This is a genomic window from Pseudonocardia thermophila, assembly GCF_900142365.1.
GTDB classification, from domain to species: domain Bacteria; phylum Actinomycetota; class Actinomycetes; order Mycobacteriales; family Pseudonocardiaceae; genus Pseudonocardia; species Pseudonocardia thermophila.
Genome location: NZ_FRAP01000018.1, coordinates 63,172 through 84,701 on the forward strand (window position 1 = coordinate 63,172; position 21,530 = coordinate 84,701).

General features: G+C 74.7%; 15 protein-coding genes. 7 read left to right on the top strand and 8 right to left on the bottom strand.

Going from position 1 to position 21,530, the window contains the following annotated elements; all coding sequences use genetic code 11:
• Positions 1-1,353 (bottom strand): cytochrome P450, encoded by a 1,353-nt coding sequence (locus tag BUE41_RS21830; RefSeq protein ID WP_073459035.1) that lies wholly within the window; start codon positions 1,351-1,353, stop codon positions 1-3.
• A gap of 92 nt (positions 1,354-1,445) precedes the next feature.
• Between BUE41_RS21830 and BUE41_RS21835 the strand changes: the two genes are divergently transcribed.
• The 4 genes from BUE41_RS21835 to BUE41_RS21850 all read left to right on the top strand — a co-directional run bounded on the left by BUE41_RS21835 (position 1,446) and on the right by BUE41_RS21850 (position 8,674).
• Positions 1,446-2,633, top strand: coding sequence for a zinc-dependent alcohol dehydrogenase (locus BUE41_RS21835; protein ID WP_073459036.1), 1,188 nt, complete (start codon positions 1,446-1,448; stop codon positions 2,631-2,633).
• Between the two features lie 65 nt (positions 2,634-2,698).
• Positions 2,699-3,094 (top strand): ATP-binding protein, encoded by a 396-nt coding sequence (locus BUE41_RS21840; protein WP_159444947.1) that lies wholly within the window; start codon positions 2,699-2,701, stop codon positions 3,092-3,094.
• 86 nt (positions 3,095-3,180) lie between these two features.
• Positions 3,181-3,486, top strand: coding sequence for an STAS domain-containing protein (locus BUE41_RS21845; RefSeq protein ID WP_073459038.1), 306 nt, complete (start codon positions 3,181-3,183; stop codon positions 3,484-3,486).
• Entirely contained in the window at positions 3,479-8,674 is a 5,196-nt protein-coding gene (locus tag BUE41_RS21850; RefSeq protein WP_073459039.1) for a SpoIIE family protein phosphatase, read from the top strand. Before BUE41_RS21845 ends, BUE41_RS21850 begins: the two co-directional genes overlap by 8 nt.
• A 6-nt stretch (positions 8,675-8,680) precedes the next feature.
• Here the strand turns inward: BUE41_RS21850 and BUE41_RS21855 are convergent, their stop codons facing one another.
• On the bottom strand, positions 8,681-9,658 hold the full coding sequence (locus BUE41_RS21855) for an NADPH:quinone oxidoreductase family protein (protein WP_073459040.1): 978 nt from the start codon (positions 9,656-9,658) through the stop codon (positions 8,681-8,683).
• A 41-nt stretch (positions 9,659-9,699) separates the two neighbouring features.
• The gene (locus BUE41_RS21860; protein ID WP_073459041.1) at positions 9,700-12,888 is read right to left on the bottom strand and encodes an AfsR/SARP family transcriptional regulator; all 3,189 of its coding nucleotides are present in this window, start codon (positions 12,886-12,888) and stop codon (positions 9,700-9,702) included.
• Positions 12,889-12,956: 68 nt separating this feature from the next.
• Here BUE41_RS21860 and BUE41_RS21865 point away from each other — a divergent pair, with 68 nt between their 5' ends.
• Genes BUE41_RS21865 through BUE41_RS21875 form a run of 3 tightly spaced genes read left to right on the top strand, consistent with a single transcriptional unit; the run spans position 12,957 to position 15,146 of the window.
• Positions 12,957-13,838 carry an NAD(P)-dependent oxidoreductase gene (locus BUE41_RS21865; protein WP_073459042.1) on the top strand — a complete coding sequence of 294 codons (882 nt, stop codon included), beginning with the start codon at positions 12,957-12,959 and terminating at the stop codon, positions 13,836-13,838.
• The gene (locus BUE41_RS21870; protein WP_073459043.1) at positions 13,838-14,698 is read left to right on the top strand and encodes an NAD(P)-dependent oxidoreductase; all 861 of its coding nucleotides are present in this window, start codon (positions 13,838-13,840) and stop codon (positions 14,696-14,698) included. Before BUE41_RS21865 ends, BUE41_RS21870 begins: the two co-directional genes overlap by 1 nt.
• 40 nt (positions 14,699-14,738) lie before the next feature.
• A complete protein-coding gene (locus BUE41_RS21875) occupies positions 14,739-15,146 on the top strand; it encodes a PPOX class F420-dependent oxidoreductase (RefSeq protein ID WP_084755617.1) in 408 nt (135 codons plus the stop codon).
• On the opposite strand, the gene BUE41_RS21880 is transcribed toward BUE41_RS21875, so the two are convergent.
• The 5 genes from BUE41_RS21880 to BUE41_RS21900 form a co-directional block, all read right to left on the bottom strand.
• The gene (locus BUE41_RS21880; RefSeq protein ID WP_073459045.1) at positions 15,067-15,768 is read right to left on the bottom strand and encodes an NAD(P)-binding domain-containing protein; all 702 of its coding nucleotides are present in this window, start codon (positions 15,766-15,768) and stop codon (positions 15,067-15,069) included. The two genes, BUE41_RS21875 and BUE41_RS21880, sit on opposite strands and share 80 nt — an antisense overlap.
• On the bottom strand, positions 15,711-16,298 hold the full coding sequence (locus BUE41_RS21885) for a YciI family protein (RefSeq protein WP_073459046.1): 588 nt from the start codon (positions 16,296-16,298) through the stop codon (positions 15,711-15,713). The genes BUE41_RS21880 and BUE41_RS21885 overlap by 58 nt, the downstream gene beginning before the upstream one ends.
• Before the next feature lie 77 nt (positions 16,299-16,375).
• Complete coding sequence (locus tag BUE41_RS21890; RefSeq protein WP_234997472.1) at positions 16,376-17,407, bottom strand: isopenicillin N synthase family dioxygenase; 1,032 nt, start codon at positions 17,405-17,407, stop codon at positions 16,376-16,378.
• A 141-nt stretch (positions 17,408-17,548) separates the two neighbouring features.
• Complete coding sequence (locus BUE41_RS21895) at positions 17,549-19,063, bottom strand: ABC transporter substrate-binding protein (RefSeq protein WP_159444948.1); 1,515 nt, start codon at positions 19,061-19,063, stop codon at positions 17,549-17,551.
• Positions 19,060-21,300, bottom strand: coding sequence for a CaiB/BaiF CoA transferase family protein (locus tag BUE41_RS21900; protein WP_073459048.1), 2,241 nt, complete (start codon positions 21,298-21,300; stop codon positions 19,060-19,062). The genes BUE41_RS21895 and BUE41_RS21900 overlap by 4 nt, the downstream gene beginning before the upstream one ends.
• Between the last annotated feature and the right edge of the window lie 230 nt (positions 21,301-21,530).

Below are 21,530 nucleotides of genomic sequence, written 5' to 3' on the forward strand. Positions count from 1 at the left end.
TCATTCGGGCGGCCGCACGCGGAACGTCAGCGCGAAGGGGTCCAGGCCCCGCGGCAGCGGTGCCCCGCTGTCCGGCACGCCCGCGCCCGCGGAGACGTCGGCGCCGGTCAGCAGCGTCTCCAGCACCGTCCTCGCGACCAGGAGCACCAGCTCACGGCCCGGGCAGGCGGCCGGCCCTGCGCTGAACGGCATGAGCGTCCAGTCCGCCCGCGCGGTGCCGTCGAGCCACTGCTGCGGATCGAACCGGTCGGCGTCGGCCCGCACCTCGTCGTCGCGGTGATGGAACCACGCCGGGATCAGCATCGCGGTGTGCGCCCGAAGCTCTCCCCCGCCCAGCGTGGTGCGCCGGGTCGTGTCCCGCAGCACCAGCGGCGTCGTGGGCCACAGGCGCGCCGATTCCAGGACAGCGGCCGTCAGGGCAGCGGCGCGCAGGTCGGTGTCCCCGGGATGCGCCACCAGCAGGGCCAGCGCCCGCAGCGTGACCGCCGCGCCCGCGTCGAACGCGAACAGCCAGTGCGGGATCTGCCCGACCGGGTCCGCCGCCTCGTCGGGGTACGCAGCGACGAGCGCCGCCAGGCTGCCCGGTTCGGCCGCCGCGGCGTAGTGCTCCAGCCCGGCGCGCAGCCGGGCGGAGCGACGGCGGTGGCGCCGGCCCAGGCCCGACCAGTTCGCGGCGTGGCGCAGCACGGTCAGGTCGTCGGTGAGGGTGTGGTCGTCGCGCGCGGCGTCGCCCAGCACGATGCGGCGCACGATCCGCCACCAGGCCGGCACGAACTCGTCCCAGCCGAACTCGCCGGTGCCGCGTGCCGCCGCCAAGAGCGCCGTGGTCTCCTCCCGCGCCACCCGCGTGAACGCGTCGCCGAAGCGGTGCACGGGGTGCCCACCGTCGAGCAGTTCCTCCACGGCGCGGCGCCGCGCCGGGCGCTGCTCGTCCCGCGACACGAGCACGCCGTGGGGCTGGAAGCGGCCGAGCGCGCCGCGCTTCTCCCGGTTGCGCGGGGTGTACGGGCCGGGGGTGCCGGTGAGGACCGTGCGCACGTCGCCCGGGTCGAGCACGAGCGCCACCGGCCGAAGCGGAACGCGCAGCCGGATCGGCCCGGTGCCGTAGCGGGCCCGCAGCCGTTGCAGCTCCCGCACGCCGCGGCCGTCCGTGTCGAGCTTCCCGGCGAGCCCCACCACGCGGCGCCGCCGAGCGATCACCCCCTGGGCGACGATCGGCGCGACCGCCAGCGCGAGCACCCGCACGGTGTCGGCGGGTGAGGCCGTGACCAGCCGGTGGGTGCGCTGCGGGGCCGATCGCGGGGTCGAGGGCGGGGTCGAGGGCGGGGCGGACTGCGGGATGGACGGGGCCATGCCCGATCCGTACCCGCCTCCGGCGCCGCCATGCCGCGGTTTCCCGATCGCCCGCCGGGGTACGGCACCGGCATCGAGGCGAGGAGGACGACATGCGTGCGGTGACGTGGCACGGGCGGCGCGACGTGCGGGTCGACACCGTGCCCGACCCGGCGATCCAGGAACCGACCGATGTGATCGTGCAGATCACATCGAGCGGCATCTGCGGCTCCGACCTGCACCTGTACGAGGTGCTGGGACCGTTCCTCGAGGAGGGCGACGTCCTCGGGCACGAGCCGATGGGGGTCGTCGTGGAGACCGGGCCGCAGGTCACCGCGGTGAAGCGCGGGGACCGGGTCGTGGTGCCGTTCAACGTCTCCTGCGGCACGTGCTGGATGTGCTCGCGCGGCCTGCACTCGCAGTGCGAGACGACGCAGGTGCACGACTACGGGTCGGGGGCGGCGCTGTTCGGCTACACGAAGCTGTACGGCCAGGTGCCCGGCGGGCAGGCCGAGTACCTGCGGGTGCCGTTCGGTGACACGCTGCCGATCCGGGTGCCCGACGGTCCACCGGACGACCGGTTCGTCTACCTCTCCGACGTGCTGCCGACCGCGTGGCAGGCCGTCGCGTACGCGGACGTGCCGCCGGGCGGCAGCCTGGTCGTGCTCGGGCTCGGTCCGATCGGCGACATGGCCACGCGCATCGCGGCCCACCGCGGGATCGAGCAGGTGATCGGGGTCGACCTGGTGCCGGAGCGGCTGAGCCGGGCCGCCGCGCACGGGGTGCGGACGATCGATCTGCGCCGCACCGACGACCTCGCCGGGCACGTCCGCGAGCTGACCGGCGGCCGCGGCCCCGACGCCGTGATCGACGCGGTCGGCATGGAGGCGCACGGCTCCCCCGCCGGCACGGTCGCGCAGCGCCTCACCGGCCTGCTGCCCGACGCGCTGGGCCGGCAGCTCATGACCACGGTCGGCCTCGACCGGCTGGCCGCGCTGCACACGGCGATCGAGCTGGTGCGCCGGGGCGGGACGATCTCCCTGTCCGGTGTGTACGGCGGCGCGGCGGACCCGATGCCGATGCTGCAGATGTTCGACAAGCAGGTGCAGCTGCGCATGGGGCAGGCGAACGTGCACCGCTGGGTGCCGGACATCCTGCCGCTGCTCACCGACGGCGACCCGCTCGGCGTGGACGGGTTCGCCACGCACCGCGTCCCCCTCGACGCGGCGCCGGAGGCGTACCGGACGTTCCAGGCGAAGGAGGACGGCATGGTCAAGACCCTCCTGCGGCCCGGGACCTGACGACCCGATGACGATCGGGCCGGGCGCAGCCGGTTACGCTGCGCCTCTCCGGGAGAGAGCTACTCGTGACCGACGATCACCTGCACGTCGCCGTGGACGCCGAGCCACAGCTGGTCAGCCTCGTCCGGTACACCGTGTCGACGTGGTTGTCCGCGGTGCGCTGGCCCGCCGCGGCGGCCGAGGAGCTGGTGTTCGCGATCAGCGAGGCGCTGAGCAACTGCGTCGAGCACGCCTACCGCGACCTCGCCGGGGGCCGGATGACCGTCGACATCCGCGCGGTCGGCCGGCCACGCGCGATGCACGTCGTCGTCACGGACTTCGGCCGGTGGCGGCCCGAGCGGCCCACGAGTGGGCGGGGCAACGGGCTGGCGCTCATCTCGGCGATGATGGCGTGGTCGCGCGTCGAGACCGACGAGGCCGGCACGCGCGTCACGATGTGCAGCAACCCGGCCGGGGACTGATCTCTGCGGACCTGTGGGGGTTCACCTGCCGCCGCAGCAGCGACAGAATCACGGTTCCCGCACTGCCCGCTCGTCGAAGGATCCCGATGTCTTTGTCCATCAGCACCGTTCCCGCAGGCGACGGAACCGCGACCGTCGTCGTGGACGGGGAGGTGGACCTCGCGACGGTGGGGCAGCTGCGGGCGGCGCTCGGCAGCGCGGCCCGCACGGCGTCCGGGACGGTGCTCGACCTGACCGCGGCCAGCTACTTCGACAGCGCGGCGGTGAAGGCCGTCTTCGAGCACGCCGACGTGCTGCGCGAGATCGTCGTGCCTGCGGGCGGCATCGTCGCGCGGGTGCTCGCCATCAGCGGGCTCGACAAGCACGTCGCGGTCCGGCAGACGGATGGCTGACCTCGCCGGAGATCCGCTCTTCTCCGGGGGATCGCTGCTCGCCCGGGTGATGGCGGACCACGACTGGGCCGCCACCCCGGTCGGCCCGCCGTCGACGTGGAGCCCGGCTCTGCGCAACGTCGTGGGCATCCTGCTGAGCTCGCGGTTCTCGATGTGGGTCGGCTGGGGGCCGGAGCTGGCGTTCTTCTACAACGACGCCTACCAGCACGACACGCTGCAGGCCAAGCACCCGTGGGCGCTGGGCCGCCCGGCCCGCGAGGTGTGGGCGGAGGTGTGGGACGAGGTCGAGCCGCGGATCGAGTCCGTGCTGCGCACCGGCGTCGCGACCTGGGACGAGGACCTCCGGCTCGTGCTGGAGCGCAGCGGCTCCCCCGAGGAGACCTACCACACGTTCTCCTACAGCCCGCTGCGCGACGAGTCCGACGCGGTCGCCGGGTTCCTCTGCGTCGTCACCGAGACGACCGAGCGGGTGCTGGCCGCCCGCCGGACCGCCACCCTGCGCGATCTCGCCACCGCGCTCACCGCGCAGCGCAGCACCTCCGAGGTGACCGAGGTGACCGCGCGGACCCTCGCTGCCAACCCGCTCGACGTCCCGTTCGCACTCCTCTACCTGCACGACGGTGCTGGCCCCCCGGTGCTCGCCCGCTCGGTCGGCCTGCCCACCGACCATCCCGCGGCCGCGCTCTCGACCTGGATCCCGGACGGGATCCCCACCGCCCGGGCGGTGCTCGTCGACCGGCTCGACGCGGCCTTCCCGGACCTGCCGTCGGGCCCGTGGGACCACCCGACACGGCAGGCCGCGGTCGTCGGGCTCGGCACTCGCGGCGACTCCCCCGACGCACCGCGGGACGTGCTCGTCGTGGGCCTCAACCCACTGCGCCCGTGGGACGACGCCTACCGGGGCTTCGTCGAGCTGGCGGCCAACCAGATCGTGTCCGCGCTGGTCGGGGTGCGCGCCTACCAAGCTCAGCGGCGCCGCGCCGAGGAGCTCGCGGCGCTCGACCGGGCCAAGACGACGTTCTTCTCCAACACCAGCCACGAGTTCCGCACCCCGCTGACCCTGATGCTGGGGCCGCTGGAGGAACTGCGCGCCGCACCGGCGATCGCCGGAGATCCGCAGCTGCTGCGCGACGTCGAGATGGTCCACCGCAACGGGTTGCGGCTGCAGAAGCTGGTCAACAACCTGCTGGAGTTCTCGCGCATCGAGGCCGGCCGGATCGACGCCCGGTTCGAGCCGGTCGACCTGGTGGGACTGACCGCCGAGCTGACCGCGATGTTCGACGCGGCCGCCCGCCGGGCCGGGCTGGACCTGCGGCTGGAGAGCACCCCGCTGGACGGGCCGGTCTGGGTGGACCGGACGATGTGGGAGAAGGTCGTGCTCAACCTGCTCTCCAACGCGGTGAAGTTCACCCTGGAGGGCGGGATCCGGGTCCGGCTCGGCCCGCACCCCGACGGGTCCGCTGCCGGGATCGTCCTCGAGATCGCCGACACCGGCGTCGGGGTGCCCCCGGACGAGCTGAACCGGCTGTTCGAGCGGTTCCACCAGGTCCCGGGCGCGCGGGGCCGGTCGGCGGAGGGCAGCGGCATCGGGCTGGCCCTGATCAAGGAGCTGGTCGAGCTGCACGGCGGCCGGGTCGAGGTGACCTCGACGGTCGGCACCGGCACGACGTTCCGGGTCTGGCTGCCCAGCGGCTCGGCGCACCTGCCGCCCGAGCAGGTCGTCGATCATCCCACCGCCCCGGCCGCCTGCAGCTCCGATCTCGCCGCACCGTACGTGGCGGAGGTGCTGCGCTGGCTGCCCGAGCACCCGGACCTCCCCGACCCGGTCCAGGATCGCACCCACGTCCTCGTCGTCGACGACAACGCCGACATGCGCGACTACGTCGCCCGGCTGCTGTCGGCCGACCACCGCGTCACCGCGGCCGCCACCGGCACGGAAGCGCTCGTGGCCGCGCGGGCCGACGTGCCGGACCTCGTCGTCAGCGACGTGATGCTGCCCGGGATCGACGGTTTCCAGCTGCTGGCGAAGCTGCGAGCGGACCCGACCACCTCGGCGGTGCCGGTGCTGCTGCTGTCCGCGCGCGCCGGTCAGGAGTCCGCGCTGGACGGGCTCGCCGCAGGCGCCGACGACTACCTGGTCAAGCCGTTCTCGGCGGTGGAGCTGCGGGCCAGGGTCGCGGCGCGGATCGAGCTGACCCGGCTGCGCCGCAACACCGAGCGCTGGTTCTCGAACATGGCCGACGCGGTCCCGACGATGATCTGGATCGACGGGCCGGGCGCCAAACGCGTGCTGGCCAACGCCGCCTGGTCGCGGTTCGTCGGCGAGGAACCACCCGGCGGCACCCGGTCGCTGCGCGCGCTGGGCGCTGCCATCGGCACCGGCTGGCAGGACCGCATCCACCCCGACGACCGGGAGCGCTACGCGGCGGTCCGCACCGAGGCCGAGGACCGGCGCACCCCGTTCGAGATCGAGTACCGGCTGCGCCGCGACGACGGCCGCTACCGCTGGGTCCTCGACCGCGGCGCCCCGTTCACGCTGGAGGACGGCTCGTCCGGGTTCGTCGGCGGCTGCCTCGACATCGACGATCGCCAGCGCGACCGGGAACGCCAGCGGCTGCTCGCCGTCGTCGGCACCGTGCTCGACCTCGCCACGACCCTCGACCACCGCCGCCAGCTGCTCGTGCGGACCCTCGTCGACGAGGGCCTGGTCGACACCGCCCGGCTGATCGCGTTCGACCGGCCCGGCGACGTCACCAGCGGCCGGCCGGTCGCGGCGGCCGCCACCACCGAGGGCATGGAGCGGTTGCTGGAGCAGCTGGATCCGTGGTGGTTCCCGGACGACCCGGCAATCCCGGAGCTGGGCCGCGCCGGCCCGTTCGACGACGCGATGATCGCCGGCCGGGACCCTGATCCGCGTCAGCAGGAGATGCGCCGGCAGCTGCGGGATCTCGGCCTGCACAGCCACTCCGTGGTGCCGCTGCGCACCCGCGGGCAGACGATCGGGCTGCTCACCGGCGGCCGCGCCGGCACCGCGCCGGCGTTCGACGACACCGATCTCGCGCTGATGACCGAGATCAGCGAGCGCGCGGCGACAGCGCTGGACAACGTGGCGCTGCTGGAGCGGGAGCGGGCCACGAGCCGCCGGCTCGCGGTCCTGCAGGCCGCGACCGGGGACCTGTCCGCCGCCGCCACGCCCGCGGACGTCGCCGCCGTCGCCGTCACCCAGTTCTCGGCACTGCTCGACGCCCGCATGGTCGCGGTGTGGGAGCTGCGCGGCGGCGATCCGGCGACCCTGGCCGTGTCCGGTTTCCCGGACGAGCTGTGGGGCAGCACGCCGCTGCTCGTCGACGAGCTCGTCCGCGGCGGGCAACGGATCTGGGTGGCCGGCCGGGCCGCGTGGGAAGCGCGTTCCGCCGAGGAGGCCGAGCTGGTCGCGCGCTGCGGTGTCGCGACGATGGGCGGGGTGCCGCTGCGGGTCGGTGACCACGTCGTCGGCGCGGTCGTGATCGGGTACTCCGACGAGCAGCGCCTCGACGACGACCGGGCGAGCGCGGTGCAGGCGCTCGCCGACCAGTGCGCGCAGGCGCTCGACCGGGCCGGGCTGCTCGCAGCGGAGAGCCTCGCCCGCCGTCAGGCCGAGGAGTCCGGCGCGCTGGTGGCGGCCCTGTCGCTCACCGAGAGCCCGGCGCGGGTCGCGGCCGTGATCGTCGAGGCCTGCCTGGCGATGGGCGCGGCCGCCGCGGCCGTCGTGATGGCCGACGGCGAGGGGCTGCGGGTGCTGTCCGCCCCCGGCCGTCCCACCGACCGGTCCCTGCGGTTGGCGCCGGGCTCGCCCCACCCGCTCGCCGAGGTGGTGCGCACCGGCACGCCGATCTGGCGGGCCGGGGCCACCGGCGCGGACGGGGCGGAGTCGAGCCTGCCCGGGCAGGTGGCGATCCCGCTGGCGCTGGCCGGGTCCGTCGTCGGCGCGTTCGCGTTCTCCTTCGCCGAGCCGGTCGAGCTGGAGCCCGCCGCCCGCGCGGCGCTGCTGGTGCGGGCCGAGCTGTACGCCCAGGCGCTGGACCGGGCCCGGCTGCGCGAGACCGAGCACGAGGTGGCGGAGGTCCTGCAGCGCAGCCTCCTGCCCGGCAGGCTGCCGGATCTGGACGACATCGACAGCGTCGCCCGCTACCGACCGGGTGCGCTGAACACTCAGGCCGGCGGCGACTTCTACGACGTGCTGGAGCTGGACGAGCGGCACGTCGCGCTGGTGATCGGCGACGTGGTCGGGCACGGGCCGCGGGCCGCGGCCGTGATGGGCAGGCTCTCCGCCGCTGCCACCGGCTACCTGCTCGACGGCCGCTCCCCCGCCGCGACGCTGGAGCGGGTCGACCGCTTCGCCTCCCGCCAGCCGGCGGCGATGGGCAGCACGTGCATCTGCCTCACGCTCGACCGGGAGACCGGGGAGATCGTGTGGGCGGGCGCCGGGCACCCGCCGCTGATGCTCGTCGAACCCGAGGGGAGCAGCTTCCTCGAGCACGGCTCGGGCGTCGTCCTCGGTGTGCGCGGGCGGCGACCGTACGCCCAGGCGAGCCGGCGGATCGCGCCCGGCAGCGTGCTCGTCGCCTACACCGACGGCCTGGTCGAGCGGCGCGGTGAGGTCATCGACGTCGGCCTGGAACGGCTGCGCGGCATCGTCGAGGCGCGCCGGCACCGGCCGGTCGAGGACATCGCCGACGCGGTGCTGGAGGAGCTGGTCGGCGAGAACGCGCCGGGCGACGACGTGGCGTTCGTGGTGCTGCGCTGGCTCCCCGCCCCGGCCCGCACCACCGTGCCCGCGCTGCCCGGGTCCCTCGCCGAGATCCGCAGGCTGATCGACTCGTGGTCGACCACCGCGGGGCTGCCCACCCACCAGGTCACGGACCTGCAGCTCGCGATCGGCGAAGCGGTGACCAACGCGATCGAGCACGCCTACCACGACGCGGAGCCGGGGCGGATCGAGCTGGAACTGGCGCGGGAACGGTCGCGCGGGGTGCGCGCGGTCGTGCGGGACCACGGCCACTGGCGGGTGCCCGCGCCCGGGGTGCGGCCGGGCGGGCTCGGGCTGGTGGTGGTGCGGCGGATCGCCGAGGAGGTCACCGTGCACCCCGGGGAGTCGGGGACGACGGTGTCGTTCCTCGTCCCGGCGACGGCGCGCCCATCGCGGTGAGCGAGCTCAGGGCGTGAGGACGTACGTGATCGCCGACCGGCTGCGCACACCGATCTCCCTCAGGACGTGGACCGCCTCCTCCAGCGACACGGCGACCGGTTTCGCGGGGTGGAGCTCGCCGCGGGCGACGCGGCCGAAGAAGTCGGCGATCAGTGCCGCGTTGCCCTCCGCGCGGCCGCCCTCGCGCGTCCAGTCACCCCAGTCGACTCCGATGATCGTCCGGTTGCGCAGCAGCACGATGTTCATGGGCAGGCGCGGGATCTCGCCGGAGGCGAAGCCGACGACGCAGAACCGGCCGCCCGCGCCGAGCGCCCGCAGCGCGCTCTCGGCGGCCGGTCCGCCCACCGGGTCGATGACGACGTCCGCCCCGCCGCCGGTCACCTGCCGGATCGCGTCCTTGAGGTCCGCGTAGCCGAGCGTCACCTCGGCCCCGGCCGCCTCGGCCACCGCGCGCTTCTCCTGCGTCGAGGCGACGGCGATCACCCGGGCCCCGAGGCTGCGGGCCACGTCGATCGCGGCCCGGCCGATGCTGCCGCCGGCGCCGAGGACGACGACGTCCTCGCCGGGCTCGATCGGGATGCGGTGGGTGGTGGCGAACACCAGCGTCAGGTAGCTCTCCATCGCCGCGGCGGCCACGTCGGGATCGACGCCGGCGGGGAGCGGGACGACGCCCCCATCCGATGCGGTGACGTGGGTGGCGCAGGCACCGAACTGCGCGAGCACGGTCGCGACCTGCGTACCGATGCGGGCCCGATCGACGCCCTCCCCGACGGCGCAGACCCGGCCGACCACACAGCTACCGGGCGTGAACGGCAGCTGCGGGCGCAGCTGGTAGCCACCGCGGACGATCAGGCCGTCGACGAAGCTCAGACCGACCGCGCCGACGTCGAGCAGCACCTCACCCGGTCCGGGCTCGGGCGTCGGGCCCTCGACGACCTCCAGCACCGGGGGCTCGGTGAAGTCCGTGCAGATGATGCGCCGCATGTGTCCTCCGACGTCGACCGGTCCCGGGCATTCTCCGCCGTTCACTCCGCGACGGCGGCCGCCTCCTCCGGATCCCGCGCGTACTCCTGGGCGAACCTCTCGGCACCCAGCGCGGCGGTGACGGCCGCCGTGATCCGGTCGACGTCGCCCCGTTCGGCCGGGGGCAGCGGGCTGCCGACCGATTCCCGGGTCCGCGCGGCCGCGCCGAGCAGGCGGGCGGCGCGCACGTGGTCGCCGGCGAGCGCCGCGGCTCCGGCCAGGCCCTCCAGTCCGAGCGCGACGGCCCGTGGATCGCCGAGGCGCCGAGCCAGCTCGAGGCCGGATCGGTGGAGGTCCTCGGCCGCGGCGGCGTCGCCGCGCAGCTCCGCGACGAAGCCCAGCTCCGCGCGGATCAGGGTGCTCGCCGCCTCGAAGCCGTCGCGGTCGTGCCAGCTGCGCACCGAACGGAGATGGCGCTCCGCATCGTCGAGGCGGCCGGTGCGGCGGGCCAGCAGGGCGAGCCCGGTCTCGGCGAACACCTCCCCCGCCTTGAAGCCGTGCTCGACGGCGACCCGCATCGCCCGCTCGTGCAGGTCGCGGCAGCGGGGTGCGTCCCCGACCAGCAGCGCGATCCGGCCGAGCCACGACAGCTGGTAGCTGACCTCCGGCCACAGGCCCAGCCCCTCTGCGGTGCGCACGCCGCGCTCGAAGAGTGCGGTGGCGGTGGCGTAGTCCCCGGCGATCTCGGCGAGGTTGCCGCGGACGAACGCCGCCTGCAGCTCGCCCCACCGGTCGCCGAGCGCGGTGAACTCGCGCATGCACTGCTCGGCTTCCCGGGGGTGCGGCAGGTCACCCTGGCCCATGCGCTGGGTGAGCAGGTCGGTCGTGGCGGCCGCGGTCCCCCACAGGTCGCCGCGGGACCGGAACCCGGCGAGCGCCCGCTCGGTGAGCCTCCTGGCCGCCGGCATGTCCCCCAGCGTCGTGAGGACGTAGCCGAGGAACCACGCGGCCTCGTCGCGGAGCGCGGGATCGGGGATCTCGTCGAGCACCGCCGGGTCGACCGCCGACGGGCCTCCAGCCAGCGCACCGAACCCGGCCAGCCAGGCCGCGGCGGCTCCGCGCCGCGCTGCGGGCCCGCCCGGCAGGTCCAGCGCCGTCTTCAGCGCGCGGATGCCCTCGGCGAGGCGGCCGCGCAGGAACCAGTACCAGGTCAGCGCGAGGACCAGCCGCAGCGCGGGCTCGGCCGCGCCCCGCTCGACCGCGGTGTCGAGAGCGGCGCGCAGGTTCGCGGCGTCGGCGTCGAGGCGGTCCAGCCACATCCGCTGCGCGGCGCCGCGCAGCCCGGAGGCGGACCGTTCCGCCGAGGCGAGGTGGTGGTCGAGGTGGCGGCGGCGCAGCCCGGCGAGCTCGCCCGCCTCGGCCGCGCGTTCCCGCCCGTAGGCCGCGACCGACTCCAGCAGTCGGTAGCGCGGCTCCCCCGCCGGGCCCGGGACCGCGACGACGAGCGACCGATCGACCAGGCAGGAGATCGCATCGAGCACGTCGGCTGAGGCGAGGCCGTCCGGTGCGCACAGGGCCTCGGCCGCGGCGAGGCTGCAGCCGCCGGTGGTGACGGCGAGCCGGCGCAGCACGGTGCGCTCGGTGTCGGAGAGCAGCTCCCAGCTCCAGTCGATCACCGCGCGGAGGGTGCGTTGGCGGACCGGCGCGTCCCGGCGTCCGGTGGTCAGCAGGCGGAAGCGGTCGTCGAGGCGGCGCAGCAGCTCCTCGGGGCCGAGCGCGCGCAGCTTCGCGGCGGCCAGTTCGAGCGCGAGCGGGATCCCGTCGAGGCGGCTGCAGATCGTCGCGACGGTGCGGGCGTTGCCGGCGTCGAGGACGAACCCGGGCACCGCAGCGGTCGCTCGGGCGACGAACATCCGCACGGCGGGGAAACGGGCGAGCACGCCGGCGTCGGCGGACCGCAACGCCTCCGCACCGGGGACCTCCAGGGGCGGGACGTGCCAGAGCACCTCGCCCTCCACCCCGAGCGGTTCCCGGCTGGTGGCCAGCACGCGCAGCTGCGGCGCCGCGCGGAGCAGGCGGGCCGCGACGCGCGCGACCGGATCGACGACGTGCTCGCAGTTGTCCAGCACGAGCAGGACCCGGCGCTCGCCCAGCGCCGCAGCGAGCCGCTCAGCCGTGGCCGCGCGGATCCCCGTGGTCGCGGCGAGGACGGCGACCACCTGGTCGTCTCTGGCGCCCACCGGGAGCTGGGCGAGCTCGACGAGCCACGCGTCCTCGGTGTCGCGCGCGGCCGCGAGCGCCAGGCTGGTCTTGCCGACCCCGCCCGGGCCGGTGAGCGTGACCAGCCGGGACTCGCCGATCCGGTCCCGCACCGCCGCGATCGCCCGGTCCCGCCCGACGAGCTCGGTCAGCGCGGCCGGCAGGTTCGACCGCTCGCGCGGTGGTGGATCGAGCAGTGCCGGACCGCGTGGTACCGGACCGTGTGGTGCCGCAGCGCGTGGTGCCGGATCGAGGGAGTGGTCCAGGATCGCCCGCTGCAGGGCGGCCAGCTCGGGGCTCGGGTCGAGCCCCTGCTCGTCGGCGAGCCTGCGCCGCAGGTCGGCGTAGGAGGCGAGGGCCTCGCTCTGCCGGCCGCTGCGGTAGAGCGCGCGCATGTGCAGCGCCCGCAGACCCTCCCGCAGAGGGTGCCGGGCGACGAGGTCGGTCAGCTCGCCGAGGACCGCAGCGTGCTCGCCGAGGTCGAGCCGCGCTTGCAGCCACGCCTCCTGCGCGACCACGCGCTCCTCGTCGAGGCGGCGGGCCGTCGCCACCGCGAACGGCTCGTCCGCGAAACCGGCCAGTGCCGGTCCCCGCCACAGGCCGAGCGCCTCGGCCAGCAGCGCCGCGCGCTGCGCGGGATCGGCGGCGACCGCGGCGCGTGCGGCGAGGTCGCGGAACCGCTGCGCGTCCACGCTGCCGGGCTCGACGCGGAGCAGGTAGCCGGGTGGCTGGTGGAAGACGAGCGAGCGACCGCCCGGTTCGGCGCCCTCCAGGGCGCGGCGCAGCTGCGACACCTTCGTCTGCAGCGAGTTCGCGGGATCACGGGGCTGCCGCTCCCCCCACAGGTCCTGGGCGAGGCGGTCGGCGGACACGACGCGGCCGGGCTCCACGAGCAGGCAGGCGAGCAACGTCCGCACCTTCGGTTCGGGCACCGGCACCGGACGGCCGTCGCCGGTCCACACCGCCAGCGGGCCCAGCACCCCGAATCGCACGGTCCCGACCGTAGCGCCGTGCGCCGACCGTCAGCGATCCGTGCGCGCGGGCGGGCACCGTGCGGGGCATGACCGATCTGGGCAAGTCCGCAGTCACGGTGCTGGGGCTGGGCGCGATGGGCACGGCCCTCGCCGAGGCGCTGCTCGCCGCCGGCCACCCCACCACCGTCTGGAACCGCTCCCCCGCCCGCACGGCCGGGCCCGCGCAGCGCGGGGCCGCCGTCGCCGCCGCGACGGCCGAGGCGATCGCCGCGAGCCGGCTGATCGTCGTCTGCCTCCTCGACCACACCTCCGTGCACGCCGTGCTGGACGGGCAGGAGCTCACCGGGCGGATCGTCGTCAACCTGACCAGCGGCACCCCGGGGCAGGCCCGGGAGCTGGACGCACGGGTGGCCGAGCGCGGCGGCGACCACCTCGACGGCGCGGTCCTCGCCGTGCCGTCGATGATCGGGACGCCCGACGCGTCCGTCCTCTACAGCGGCTCGCGCGGCGCGTTCGACACCCACCGCCCCGTGCTCGAGGTGTTCGGCGCGGCGGACTACGTCGGTGCCGACCCGGGTGCTGCGTCACTGCAGGACGCCGCGCTCCTGAGCGCGATGTACGGGCAGGTGGCTGGGGTGCTGCACGCGTTCGCGCTGGTGCGCTCGGCCGGGGTCACCGCGACCGAGTTCCTGCCCCGCCTCGTGGGCTGGCTGACCGCGATGGGCGGGTTCCCCGCCGATGCGGCGCGCCGGATCGACGCCCGCGCCTACGCCGACGACGTCGACGCCGCGCTGACCATGCAGGTCACGGCGGTGCGCAACCTCGTGCGCGCCGCGCGCGAGCAGGGCGTGAGCGCCGAGCTGATCGCCCCGCTCGTGCCCGTCATGCAGCGCCGGATCGACGACGGCGACGGCGGCGACGATCTCGCCGCCCTCGTCGAGGTGATCACCGCGGAGGAGGTGGCGTGATGGCGTCGCTGACGTTCATCGGCCTCGGCCCGATGGGGCAGGCGATGGTGCGTGTGCTGCTGGCGGCCGGCCACCGCGTCACGGTCTGGAACCGGACCGCGTCCCGGGCCGACGACCTGGTCACCGCGGGTGCGGTCCGCGCGGCCACGCCGGCCGAGGCGGTGGCGGCGAACGAGTTGGTGATCCTCAGCCTCACCGACTACCAGGCCATGTACGACGTGCTCGGCCCGGCGCAGGACGTGCTGCGCGGGCGCGTGGTGGTGAACCTCAGCTCCGACTCACCGGGCCGCACGCGGGCCGCTGCGCAGTGGCTGGCCGAGCGCGGCGCGCAGCTCGTCGCCGGTGGGGTGATGGTGCCCGCCGAGTTGGTGGGCACGCCCGAGGCGATGGTGTTCTACAGCGGTCCCGCGGAGGCGTTCGAGGCGCACGCCGACACGCTGCGGGTGATCGGCCGCCCGGACTACCGCGGCGCCGACCCGGCCCTGGCGCAGCTGTACTACCAGGCGCTGCTCGACGTCTTCCTCACCTTCCTCGCCGCGTACGCGCACGCTGCGGCGCTGGTGGGCAGCGCGGGCGTCGACGCGGCCACGTTCTTCCCGTACGCGAAGGAGTTCACCGAGACCCTGACGTACTACCTCGACGGCACCGCGGAGGCGTTCGACACCGGCGAGCATCCCGGCGAGGCCGCGTCCGCCGCGATGATGGGCGCCACCGCCTGCCACATCGTCGCCGCGAGCGAGGAGACCGGCATCGACCCGGCCCTGCCGGCGGCCGTGAAGTCGCTCTACGACCGCACGATCGCAGCCGGGCACGGCACGTCGGGGTGGACCGCGATGATCGACGTGATCCGCGGCCGTTGACCTCGATCCGGGTTCAACCGCGAAGCTGGCGACCATGTCGATGACCAGCTCACCGTTCACCGCCGCAGAGCTCGCCTACCTGCAGGAGCAGCGACTCGCCCGACTCGCGACGATCGGCCCCGACGGGGCGCCGCAGGTCCGCCCGGTCGCGTTCGCCGTCGACCCGGTGACCGGCGCGATCGACATCGCCGGGCGCGCCAACCCGAAGACCCAGAAGTGGCGCAACGTCCTGCGCGACGGCCGGGCGGCGCTGGTCGTCGACGACGTGCTGCCGCCGTGGCGGCCCCGCTCCATCGAGGTGCGCGGCACCGCCGAGGTGCTGCCGGACGAGCCCGGCGACGCGATCGTGCCCGGCGCGCCGCCGGGGATCATCCGGATCCGCCCGACGAAGGTGCTGGCGTTCGGCATCGAGGAGGACGGGCCCGGCACCCGCACCGTGCACCGGTAGGACGGACACCTGCCGGGCCGCGCCGAACGTCGGGGTGCGGACACCGCAGCGGCGCCCGTGCTCGGCGATCTGGTCGGTGATCGCGTGCGGGGTCTCGATGGGCCCGGGGCGGTTCCCCCTCGCGGGCGCGCATCCGCGGACCGAACCGGCGGAACACCATCGACCCACCGATCGACTCGTCGATCGTGCGCTGCACCAGCTCGAGGTCCAGCCCGCAGCGGCGGGCCAGCGCGAACGCCTCAGCCGCTGCGACCGTGTGCACGGCGAGCAGCAGGTTCGCGATGTAGGTGAAGTGGGCGCCCTGGCCGAACGCGCCGGCCTTCACCCACGGCCCGGAGATCGCGGTGAGGACGTCGGTCACCGCGTCGATGCTCTCGGGGGCGCCGGACGCGAACGTGGTGGCCATCCGTGGCCCGACCATGCTCGGGCTACCGCTGATCGGGGCGTCGAGCAGGTCGCCGCCCGCCTCCTGCACGCGGTCGCGGGCCTCGGCCTCCTCCTCGACGTCGATGGTGCTCATCTCGATGTGCACGGTGCCGGGCCGCAGCTCCTGCAGCGTGCCGTTCAGCCCGAGCACGACCTCCCGCACCTCGGCGATGCCGGGCAGGATCGACAGGAGCACGCCGGACCGCGCCGCTGCGTCCGCCGGGAGCCGGCGAGCTGGACGCCCGCCTCGGTGACCTCCGGGGTCGGGTGCCGGCGGTAGCCGACCACCGGGAAGCCGCGTTCGACCAGGTTGACGGCGATCGGCAGGCCCATCCGGCCGAGCCCGATCACTCCCACCGTGGACATGTGCATCCACCTTTCGTCAGCGCCAGTGGACCGCACCGGCCGAAGCTCCACCGTGACCGCGATCGATCCCTCGTTGACCCGCCAGCGGTAGAGCTCGAAGGTCCGCAGACCGGGGCGGACGAACGGATCCTGCTCGGCGATGCGGCCGGCCTCGTCCGCCTCGGCGGCGCACAGCACCGCCACCCCGGATCCCGGCCGCACGCCGGGCCCTTCGACCAGCGGACCGGACATCACCACGACGCCGTCCCACTCCAGCTCCAACAACCACGAGACGTGCTCGCCGGCGACGGTCGCGACGTCCTCGGCCGACGTCTGCGGACACGGGTGCGAGCGGACGAGCCAGTAATCGCAGCCGAGCATCAGATCCTCCTCGATCCGGCCGCAAACTGTGTGCAGTTATGGCCGGCGCAAGGTCGGCGAGCGCCCCGACCTGCGGTTCAGCCGCGCCCGGCCAGTACGTCCGCCCAGTGCCGCTCAGCCACGCGCGGATGCGACCGCAGCCACCCGATCAACGCGTTCTCGCCGTAGTGGGCCAGCAGCGGGTTGTCGGGGTCGTTGCTCACCCCGCGGGCCTGGGCGGCCAGCTCGGCCGGCAGCTGCAGCGGCTCCACCACCGCGTCCAGCCGCGGCGCCAGGAAGAACGGGATCGAGTACCGGTCCACCCCGGGCGGCGGACTGATCACCCGGTGCCGCGTGGCCGTCAGATAGCCCTGCGTGGCGATCTCCAGCATCTCGCCGATGTTCACCACGAACGCGCCGGGCAGCGGCGTCGCGTCGATCCAGCGCCCGTCCGCGGTCTCGACCTGCAGCCCGCCGACGTCGTCCTGCTGCAGCAGTGCCAGGTAGCCGTAGTCCTTGTGCGCGCCGACCCCCTGCTCGACGTCGGGCGCCGGCCGCCCCGGGTAGTGGACGATCTTGAGGTGGATCGCCGACTCATCGTCGAACCACGCGTCGAAGTACCCCTCGTCCTGCCCGAGCGACGCCGCCAGCGCCCGCAGGACCTCCTGGCTGACCCGCAGCATCTCGGCCTGCCACCGCAGCACCGCCGGCCGCAGCTCGGGCAGCGCCGACGGCCACTGGTTCGGCCCCGTCAACCGCACCCAGTCCGGATCGTCCGGCCCCGGCGTCACCGCGGGCCGCTCCAGCCCGACGTCGATCTGCTCGCGCCAGTCGGCCGCCCCACCGGTGTGCTCGGTCCCCGTGCGGCTGTACCCGCGGAACTGCGGCGAGTGCACGTTCTCGATCTCCAGCCGCTGCTCCAGCGGCAGCGCGAAGAACCGCCGGGCGAGCTCCTCGATCTCCCGCGTCACCGCGGGCGGCACCCCGTGCCCGCTGACGTAGAAGAACCCGACGTCGTGCGCGGCGGACCGCAGCTCGTCCAGGAACGCCGCCCGCTCTCCCGGTCCGGCCCGGAACCGGGAGAGATCGACCACGGGGAGGGACTCGACGCCACCAGCCACGTGATCCACCCAACCTCCGCCCCGGAGCCTCGTCAAGGCCACCCGGACCAGCTCGTGCGTGGGCGGCGAGGAGCACCCGGACCCGCCCACCCCCGTCATCCCTCGGCCTCGGCGCTGTCCTACGGCAGTGCCCTCGAATGCGCCCCCGGCCTACCGCGCATCCACCGTCACCCACGCCAGGTTCGGATCGAACATCGGCGACACCGTCAGCCCGTGCACCCCGGCCCGATGCGGGTAGTAGGTGGTCCGCGTGCAGATGGGCAGCACCGGCGGTCCGTCGTCCAGGATCGCGGTCATGATCTCGTGCACGGCCGCCTCGCGCGCCTGCGGATCCGTGTTCGACGTGACCTCCGCCAGCAGCTCCGCGACCCCCGGCAGGTCGTACCCACCCGGGTTGAACAACCCGCCCGACAGGTAGAACGTCTTGATGAACTCGCTGTGGTCCGGCCGCGCGGACTGGTACGTCGACAGCGTCGCCTCGAACTCGCCGTTGCGCCGAGCGGTGACGAACTGGACGTTCTCCATCGGCCGCAGCTCGACCGTGATCCCGATGTCGCGGAACTGCGACTGCAGGATGGTCGCCATCTGGACCCAGGTGTTCATCGTGTTGGTCTGGATCTCGAACGAGAACCCGTCCGCGTACCCGGCTTCGGCGAGCAGCTGCCGGGCGCGCGCCGGGTCGTACCTGGCCGCGGGTCGCTCGTCGATGCCCGGTGCGTACGCCCAGTCATCGGGACGGAACGGTTGCGCGGTCGGGTAGCACCCGTCGCCGAAGAGGTTCTTGGCCAGTGCCGGCCGGTCGATGGCCTGCATCATCGCCCGACGGACCTTCGGCTCGGCGAACTCCGCCTTCCCGGTGTTGAGGATGAGGCCGAAGAAGTCGGCGGTGCGCGCGCCGGTGACCTCCAGCCCGGCGCTTCGGGCCTCGGCGACCTGGTTCGGCATGATCACCGCCGCGTCGACCTGGCCGGAGCGCAGGGAGCGCAGGCGCGCGGTCTCGTCGAGGAACACCGTGAGGTCGAGCCCGGGCAGCGGGATGTTCGCCGCGTCCCAGTAGCCGTCCCACGTGGTGAAGCTCAGCTCGGTGCCGACGAACTGGTCGAGCGTGAACGGACCGGTGCCCGCCGGGGACTGGGTGAGGTCCGGCGTGGCGAGCGCCTTCGGACTGATGATCATGCCGGCTTCACCGGACAGGATCCCGAGCAGCGGCACGCCGGGGCTGGACAGCCGCAACCGCACGTGGCGGGGATCGACGACGTCGACGCCCTCCAGGTTGGACAGGTGGTTGGTGAAGTTGGTCGGCCGGGCGAGCGCGGCGTCGAGGTTCGCCTTGACCGCGGCCGCGTCGAACTCGGTGCCGTCCTGGAAGCGGACCCCGTCGCGCAGGGTCAGCTCGAGCACCCTCATGTCCTCCGAGAACGCCCACTCGGTGGCGAGCCCCGGCTGGAACGTGCCGTCGGGCGAGCGCCGGATGAGCGAGTCGTAGAGCAGCCCGACGTAGAGGGCGTCGTACGGCGAGGACGTGCGCGGATCCAGCGACGCCGGGACCGCGGCGATGGCCATCCGCAGCCGCGCAGTCCCGTCCCCGCCATCCGCACCGGATCCGCCGCACGCGGTGACCGCCAGCACGACGGCCAGCAGCGCACCGAGCAACCGGGTCCTCATGTCCTCCATCCCGCTGGGAGGTGGGTCGTCTGCAGGACCCAGCGCCGTTCGAGCTCGGGAACGGCGTCGGCGAGCCCGATGCGGTCCAGCACCTGGATCGCATCGGCACCGGGCTGGCGGACCGGGGCCCCCAGCCGCGGCGGCGTGGCCGACATCGTGATCGCGAGGCCGGGCATCGTGACCTCGCCGACCTCCTCGGACACCTGGGTGACGCTCAGGCCGCGCCGGCGGACCTGCGGGTCGACCATCAGCTCGTCGAGCTCCACCACCTCGTGGGCGCCGATACCGGCCGCGACCAGCTCCTCCACGACGTCCCGCGCGGACCGGCCGGCGATCACCGCGGCCACGTCCCCACCGTCGGCGCCGAGGGCGGCGGCCAGCTCCTCCGGCGACTGCGCGTGCACGTACAGCCAGCGGTCGGCGGCCCGGTGGAAGCGCTGGTGGTCGGCCTCGCCGAGGGCGTACGGGCCGGCGGGTTCGCCGCCGTGCCGAGCGCCGGCGAAGTCGACCATGAACAGGCCCTGGTGGTGGGACGCGGTCTGCACGAGCGACGTGCGCAGCTCCAGCCCTTCGCCGGTGGCCGCGCGGTGGTGCAGGCCGAGCACTGCGGCGTAGGCGGCGAGCACACCGGTGCCGTAGTCGAGCAGGTTGTACGGGCCGAGCACGGCCGGCTTGCCGGTGCCGCCGGCGCGCGCCATCACTCCGGTCACGGCCTGGGCCTGGGTCTCGTAGCCCCGGCCGCGCGCCCACGGACCCTCGCCGCCGTAGCAGCTCACCGACACGTGCACGATCTGCGGGCGGCGGGCCCGCACCGCGCCGTAGCCGATGCCGTAGCGGTCGGCGACGCCCGGCGGGAAGTTCTGGACGATGACGTCGGCCTCGTCGACGAGCTTCCAGAACACCTCCTTGCCCTCGTCCGTGGTGACGTCCAGCAGCACGGTCTCCTTGCCGCGGTTCACCACGCCGTGGGCGGCGATCCGCCGCTGCGGCGCGTTGATCTTGGTGACGTGCGCGCCCAGCTCGCCGAGGATGCGACCGCTGCTCGGCCCGGCCAGGATCTGGGTCAGATCGAGCACGCGCACGCCCGCGAGGGGCAGGTGACGGGTCCCGCCGTTCGCCGGGACGGACGGGGCCGGTGGGGGGCCGGCGACCTCGGCGAGCAGCTCGTCGCGGTCGGCGTCGGGCAGGCGCCGCGGGCGCACGTCGGGACCGGACGCCCCGGGCGGGCCGAACCGCACCGCCGGGCCGGGCACCAGGGTCTCGCCGAGCTCGGGGTCGGCGAGCCGGACCACGGCACCGGACTCCCGGGCGTGCGGGGTGCGCAGCCACTCCTGCGAGGTGCGGATGCGGCACAGCGGCACCCCGGCCGCGTGGCCGATCTCCTCCCACTCCGCCGCCGGTCGCGAGGCGAACAGCTCCGTGAGCCGAGCGCGCAGCTCGTCCTCGTCAGCACCGACGGCCAGCTCGGGGTGCCCGGCCTCGTGCAGGAACCAGGTGACGAACCGCCGGGTCGCGCCGATCGGGTTGAACTGCGCATAGGCCCCGTCGGCGCACCGGTAGGTGCCGCTGCCGTTGGCGCGCAGCGGCGGCGCCGGGGGCAGCCCGTGCGCCGTCACGTACGCGCCGGCCGCGCCGATGGCCTCGAACATCGCGTCGAACAGGGGCACCGACACGTGCTGGCCGCGGCCCGACCTGCGGCGCTCGATCAGCGCGGCGACAGTGCCGACGACGCCGAGGAACGCCGCGAAGTTCGACGCGATCGGCACCGCGGAGTACGTCGGCCGGTCGGGATCGTGGCCCTCCGGCTCCTCCCCCGCGCGGACCCTGCAGTTTCCGGTGGCGGCGTCGACGACGCCCTCCCACGCCCGCACACCCGCGCGCGGGTCGTCCGGGGCGAACCCGGGCAGCGACAGGTAGACCAGCCCGGGGGCGACGTCGTGCAGCTGCTCGTAGCCGAGACCGAAGCGGTCGAGCGCGCCGGGGCGGAAGTTCTCGACGACGACGTCGGAGCGCAGGGCGAGACCGCGGGCGACCTGGCGGTCGTCAGGATCGGTCAGGTCGAGCGTGATGCGGCGCTTGCCGCGCTGGTAGAAGGCATCGGTCGGCGGCGAGCCGGCGCCCGGCCGGTCGATGCGGACGACCTCGGCCCCCTGGTCGGCGAGCATCGTCGCGGCCAGTGGCCCGGCGACGTGGTGCCCGAGATCGAGGACGCGGATCCCCTCGAGCGGCAGTGGCATGCGGGTGCTCCTGTCGACGTTGACGCACAGCAGGCCGGCGGGTGCGGGGGCTCCGGCCTGCGGAAGGACGGATCGGGCCGCTGACGGCTGCGCCGAGCGTAAGGCCGGTCACACCGACAGTTCGGCGACAAGGTGTCCACACTTCGTTGAGCTCAGGTCAACGGTCCCACCCCGGCCGACATCGAGGCTTCCGCCGCCGGCGTCAGCGCCCTACGATCTCTGATATCGGA